This window comes from Halomonas sp. SIMBA_159, assembly GCF_046536035.1.
Lineage (GTDB): Bacteria > Pseudomonadota > Gammaproteobacteria > Pseudomonadales > Halomonadaceae > Vreelandella > Vreelandella venusta_A.
The window spans coordinates 1-229 of the sequence record NZ_JAWJBT010001837.1 but is presented as its reverse complement, the minus strand read 5'-3'; the positions used below and the strand labels follow the sequence as shown (position 1 = coordinate 229).

Annotated in this window: 1 pseudogene; it reads right to left on the bottom strand. The window is 56.3% G+C overall.

Annotated features, from left to right (window positions below):
• Positions 1-229, bottom strand: a pseudogene (locus R0J87_RS25545) (type 1 glutamine amidotransferase); the annotation flags it as partial.

Sequence of the window (229 nt, the reverse complement as noted above, 5' to 3'; positions counted from 1 at the left end):
CTAAATGGCAAAGTAGCCCCACTACGCGGCCAGATTCCCAGCTAAACCCTTGTAATGGTGCGGCAGCGCGACCGCCCAGTGTCAGCGCGTTGTCGGACAGGCTAAACACCAACCGATGCCACATAAACGCTTCAAACTGCTCCAGTAGAGCAAAGCTCCTCTCTGGTGCCAGCGTTACCTGATACCAACCCGCTTCCGGGTAAATGCTAGGGGCAACCACAGCATCCAG